The sequence below is a fragment of the Streptomyces sp. NWU339 genome (assembly GCF_003143855.1).
Taxonomy (GTDB): Bacteria; Actinomycetota; Actinomycetes; order Streptomycetales; family Streptomycetaceae; genus Streptomyces.
Genome location: NZ_QFRK01000149.1, coordinates 1 through 5,034 on the forward strand (window position 1 = coordinate 1; position 5,034 = coordinate 5,034).

The 5,034-nt window shown below is 67.6% G+C and carries 4 protein-coding genes and 4 pseudogenes; 7 read left to right on the forward strand and 1 reads right to left on the reverse strand.

Annotation, left to right across the window (positions count from 1 at the left end; all coding sequences use genetic code 11):
- From DIZ27_RS44560 to fmdA, 7 genes and pseudogenes are all read left to right on the forward strand, one after another.
- Positions 1-552, forward strand: a 552-nt coding sequence (locus DIZ27_RS44560) for a group II intron maturase-specific domain-containing protein (protein ID WP_309075005.1), incomplete at its 5' end; no start/stop codon positions are given.
- Positions 553-668: 116 nt separating this feature from the next.
- Positions 669-1,307, forward strand: a pseudogene (locus tag DIZ27_RS49170) (IS3 family transposase); the annotation flags it as partial.
- 91 nt (positions 1,308-1,398) lie between these two features.
- The gene (locus DIZ27_RS49175; protein ID WP_375232093.1) at positions 1,399-1,554 is read left to right on the forward strand and encodes a hypothetical protein; all 156 of its coding nucleotides are present in this window, start codon (positions 1,399-1,401) and stop codon (positions 1,552-1,554) included.
- A gap of 125 nt (positions 1,555-1,679) precedes the next feature.
- A pseudogene (locus tag DIZ27_RS44575) lies at positions 1,680-2,461 on the forward strand (aldo/keto reductase).
- 217 nt (positions 2,462-2,678) lie between these two features.
- Positions 2,679-2,856 (forward strand): annotated as a pseudogene (locus DIZ27_RS48335) (IS630 family transposase); the annotation flags it as partial.
- A 207-nt stretch (positions 2,857-3,063) separates the two neighbouring features.
- Positions 3,064-3,345 carry an FmdB family zinc ribbon protein gene (locus tag DIZ27_RS49180; protein ID WP_109383938.1) on the forward strand — a complete coding sequence of 94 codons (282 nt, stop codon included), beginning with the start codon at positions 3,064-3,066 and terminating at the stop codon, positions 3,343-3,345.
- 21 nt (positions 3,346-3,366) lie between these two features.
- Complete coding sequence (gene fmdA, locus DIZ27_RS44585; protein ID WP_109383939.1) at positions 3,367-4,611, forward strand: formamidase; 1,245 nt, start codon at positions 3,367-3,369, stop codon at positions 4,609-4,611.
- Here the strand turns inward: fmdA and DIZ27_RS46680 are convergent.
- Positions 4,608-5,034, reverse strand: a pseudogene (locus DIZ27_RS46680) (hypothetical protein); the annotation flags it as partial. The gene fmdA and the pseudogene DIZ27_RS46680 overlap by 4 nt on opposite strands.

Below are 5,034 nucleotides of genomic sequence, written 5' to 3' on the forward strand. Positions count from 1 at the left end.
CACGTCMATCAAGTGCGCGAAGAGGTCGCTCAGGTGCTGCGGCCTATGGGACTTCGGCTCTCCGAAGCCAAGACCCGGGTCGTCCACATGAGCGAGGGATTCGACTTCCTGGGGTTCCACATCCAGTGGCGCCGCAAACGAGGCACGAGCAGATGGCACGTCTACACCTTCATTTCTGACCGGGCCATCCGGCAGGTGAAGGCGAAGATCCGTGCCCTGACCCGCAAGACGTCGCCTCTGGACCTGGACGCCACACTGGCCCAGCTGAACATGGCCAGGGGCGGATGGGCCTTCTACTTCCAGCACGCCATCTCGAAACGCGTGTTCAGCAAGCTGGACTCCTTCACCTGGTGGAGAGTGGCCAGGCTGCTGCGCGAACGGCACCGCTGGAGCTGGAAGGAACTCCGCCGACGGCACACCACCCCCACCGGGCGGTGGCTGCCGTTCTCGGCAAACGGTGTCGAGCTGCGGAACATCCAGACGATCCCGGTCACCCGGTATCGCTACCGCGGCAACAAGATTCCCAACCCCTGGGTCCCGGACGCCTGCTGACGACAGCATCCGTGGAGAGCCCGGTACTCGGAGACGGGTACGCCGGGTTCGGCGAGCGGCACGGGGAAACGGGCCGGTGGCAACGCCGGAACCGCGCCCCGTGCCGACTCAACGCGCTGGTGAACCGCTTCCAGTTCGTCGCCGACCACCAGCGCCGTTATGGCGTGAAGCGGCTGTGCACCATCCTCGGCATCGCCCGCTCCAGCTTCTACTACTGGCGCAAGACCGCGGCCAACCGGGCCGCCCGCCAGGCGGCCGACGCCAAGCTCGCCGCCCGGATACGCAAGGGCCACCGCGATTCGGACGGCACCTACGGGGTCCCCAGGATCACCGCCGAACTCCGCGAGGACGGCGAGCGCGTCAACCACAAGCGGATCGCCCGCGTCATGCGCCAGGCCGGCCTGGCGGGCCTGCGTCTGCGCCGCAAGCACCGTACGACTGTCGCGGACCCGGCCGCCGCGAAGGCACCGGATCTCATCGGACGGAACTTCGCCACCGACACGGTGAACAGCAAGTACGTCGGCGACATCACCTGGCTTCCGCTGTACGGCGGCAAGTTCTTGTACCTCGCCACGGTCATCGACCTCGCCTCGCGCCGCCTCGTCGGCTGGGCCCTGACCGACCACATGCGCACCGGGCTCGTCATCGACGCCCTGGCCGCGGCCGAGCGAACTCGCGGCAGCCTCGCCGGGGCCGTCATACACACCGACCACGGGGCCCAGTACACCTCTGCCGCGTTCGCCGCGGCCCGCGCTGCCCACCGCCTCCCGGGACGACCGGCATGCCGCCCCCGCCGAGCGCCGCAGACACCGAATCCTGGCCCTGCTCGAAGAAGACCCCACCCGCCTGTGGAGACCCCGCGACATCGCGGCTCACTTCGGCGACGTCACCCTGGACACCATGTACAGGCAACTCTCCAGATGGGCCGAGAGCGGACTCATCCACAAGATCGGCCCCGGCCTCTACACCGCCACACCTTGGTCACCAACTCCCTTGCAGTGACATGAAGATCGCTAACTACCCGGCCTTGGGTCAAGGCCCGTTTCGCCCAGCCCCTTGACCTGTCACAGCACACCGTGACGGCCCCATACTCCAGGACCTGACGAACCAACGGGCGAAGAAGCACGGTGAGCGCAGCGGAGGCAGCAGGTACCTGGAAGCTCGGGGACCTGGAGGTGAATCGCATCGGCTAGGGCGCGATGCGGCTGACGGGCAACGGCATGATGGGGAACTCCGACGGCACGCCGATCCACCGCGATCTCGCTGTCGGCTTGTTGCACAGCGCGTTCGAGCAGGGCGTCAACCACATCGACACGGCCGCCTTCTACTTCTCGCCACTTCGGTCCGCGAACGAGCTCATCAACCGCGCCCTCTCCTCCTGACACGGCGACGTGGTCGTGGTGGCCAAGGCCGGCCCGGCGCGCGATCCCTCCGGCGAGTGGCTCACCATGGCCGCCCCGATCAGCTGCGCGGCCAGGTCGAGGAGAACCTGCGCCAGCTCGGCCGAGACCACCTGGACGTGGTGAACCTACGCTGCAACGACCCCGGTACGGCTTCGATCACCGAGCACTTCGGTGCTCTCACCGAACTGTGCCAGGCGGGCCTGATCCGGCACCTCGGGCTCTCGAACGTCCGCCCGATGCACGTGGCCGAAGCCCTGACGATCGCGCCCGTGGTATGCGTGCAGAACTCCTACGGCCTGGATTGGCGCCGCGCCGACGCCCGCGCCCACGGTGCGACGCCGGCCCAGGTACGGATCGCCTGGACTCTCCACCGTGGTCCGCACGTGCTGGCCATTCCCGGCACCACGAACCCGGCACACCTCGCAGAGAACATCGCCGCCGGAAGCCTGCGCTTGACCGAACAGGAGTTGGCCGTTCTCGACAAGCCGGACGAGGGCGCTGTCTGAGCCCCTACCGTCGATGCCCGGTGCAATGCTCCCAGCGCGGTGAACAAACCGGACCAAGTAGATAGATGAAGCAATGCTGGTCGTTTGAGCAGCCTCAACATCACTGACAGGCGATCTACTCCACAGGCTGTCGCCCAAAACCAGCGTGAGTACCCCAGAAGACCGTCACACCAGCCCTTTGACCTGCGTCTTCAAGTTGGCGGAGACTCACTCCCACCCACCCGGAGAATGCGTCGTGCTCTGCTGCGACGAGAAGCCCCAGATCCAGGCGCTGGCTCGCAATGCCCCGATTCTGCCGCTGCGGCCCGGGAGCCCCGAAAGGCAGGCCCACGACTACCTCGGAGTGCACCACCACCCTGTTCACCGCACTGGAAGCGGCCACCGGCAAGGTCGTCGACCTCTATTGGACCTGTCGAACACAGCGCAACCCCCATCTGCGCGCCGCCACATCCAATGGAGTTATCCCGCACCGAGTCGTTCAGCTACACCGTTGAACGACCGTTACGCTCAAACCACCACGAATTGCTTCAGCGGCAGTGGGGAAGTTCGGCCAGCACCATCACACCCCCGGTCCGCCCCGAATGTGACGCGGAGGCTCTCACATGGCGAGGTACGACTACGCGTGCGGGCAGTGTGGCGTGTTCGAGGTCGTCCGCCCGATCGACGCCCCGGTACATGAGCCGACGTGCGCCACATGCGGCGGAGCGGCGACGCGTGTATACGCCCCGCCCGCCATCACCTCGCCCCACTCCGCCCTGCGACGGGCGCGCGACGCTGCCGAGGCCAGCGCGCACGAGCCGACGGTGCTACACCGCATGCCCACACCATCCCGTCGTCATGCTCATCCGCCGAATCCACTGCACGCACGCCTCCCGAGGCCGTGACCCACAGGCAAGGAACGACAGATGCCCGAAGTGCTCTTCAGCGTCGACCAGTCCCGGTCGTTCTACGACCAGGCAGTCCCGCCGCACAACCGCTGGCACCCCGACATCCCGCCGGTGGCGACCGTTCGGCCCGGCGCCGAGTTCCGCCTCGAATGCCGGGAGTGGTTCGACGGGACGGTTCACAACGACGACTCCGCCAACGACATCCGCGACCTCGATCTCTCGATGGTCCATCCTCTGAGTGGACCGATCGCCGTCGAGGGTGCGCAGCCCGGTGACCTGCTGGTGGTCGACATCCTCGACATCGGTCCCGCCCCGCAGGAGACCGGGCCGGTCGCCGGCCAAGGCTGGGGCTACACGGGCATCTTTGCCAAGTCCAACGGCGGCGGTTTCCTCACCGAGCACTTCCCGGACGCGTACAAGGCGGTCTGGGACTTCCACGGGCAGATCGCGACCTCCCGCCACCTGCCCGGCGTGCGCTTCACCGGCATCACCCACCCAGGCATCATCGGCACCGCCCCGTCGCACGACCTGCTCGGTCAGTGGAACGCCCGGGAGGCCGAGCTCATCGCGACCGATCCCAACCGAGTGCCCCCGCTAGCGTTGCCGCCGGATTCGCAAAGGGCAATCCTCGGCACGCTGGAAGGCGACGCATTCGAGCGCGCTGCACGGGAGGCGGCACGAACCGCGCCGCCACGCGAGAACGGCGGCAACCAGGACATCAAGAACCTCACCCGTGGCGCCCGGATCTTCATGCCGGTGTATGTCGAGGGTGGCAAACTGTCCGCCGGTGACCTGCACTTCAGCCAGGGCGACGGCGAGATCACCTTCTGCGGCGCAATCGAGATGGGCGGCTACCTCGATCTCGGCGTCGACCTCATCAAGGGCGGCATGCAGACCTACGGGGTGACGACGAACCCTGTGTTCTACCCCGGCAACGTCGAGCCGCGCTACAGCGAGTTCCTCACCTTCGTCGGCATCTCCGTCGACGAAGACGGCCGCCAGCGCTACCTCGACTCACACGTCGCCTATCGGCGGGCCTGCCTGAACGCGATCGAGTACCTGACCAAGTTCGGCTACTCACCTGAGCAGGCCTACCTGCTCCTCGGAGCCGCCCCGATCGAAGGCCGCTTCAGCGGCGTGGTCGACATCCCCAACTCCTGCGCCACGCTCTATCTGCCCACCGCCATCTTCGACTTCGACATCCGCCCGTCCGGCAACGGGCCACAGCGCGCCGATCGGGGAAGCTGCGCCCGCACAAGCTAGCGGTGGTTTGTTAGACCGGGGAGTAGAGGCTCACGGTGTGCCCGGTGGTGACCGCGTCGATCAGGGCCCGGAGCTCGGTCGGCGGGGGCGCGTTGGACCAGGCCCGCCACCAGCGCTGCAGCGCGACCGCGGGGGTCAGCCAGCCGCGGACGGCGCGGATCGCTTTCGGCCGGCACGGCGGGGCCGATGCGTTCCCCCCTCTCTCCGGCGTCGGTGTCCGATGCCGGTGCCGACGTCGCCTCAGGTCCCGGGTCGGTGAGCCAGGTCTCCCAGCAGAAGGTGAACGCGCAGTTGGCCAGGGCCTGGTGACTGGGGGTACCCCCGGCCGAAGGCTGGGGGAGGATCGCGACATCGGAGCGGACCTGGAAGTCGGCCCAGCCCAGCTCGTCCTTGACCTGCTGGTAACCCTGCTCGATCCAGTTG

Excerpts from the sequence above, each read along its gene's own strand:
- DIZ27_RS49180 (WP_109383938.1), top strand. The coding sequence starts at position 3,064 with ATGGCGAGGTACGACTACGCGTGCGGGCAGTGTGGCGTGTTCGAGGTC.
- fmdA (WP_109383939.1), top strand. The coding sequence starts at position 3,367 with ATGCCCGAAGTGCTCTTCAGCGTCGACCAGTCCCGGTCGTTCTACGAC.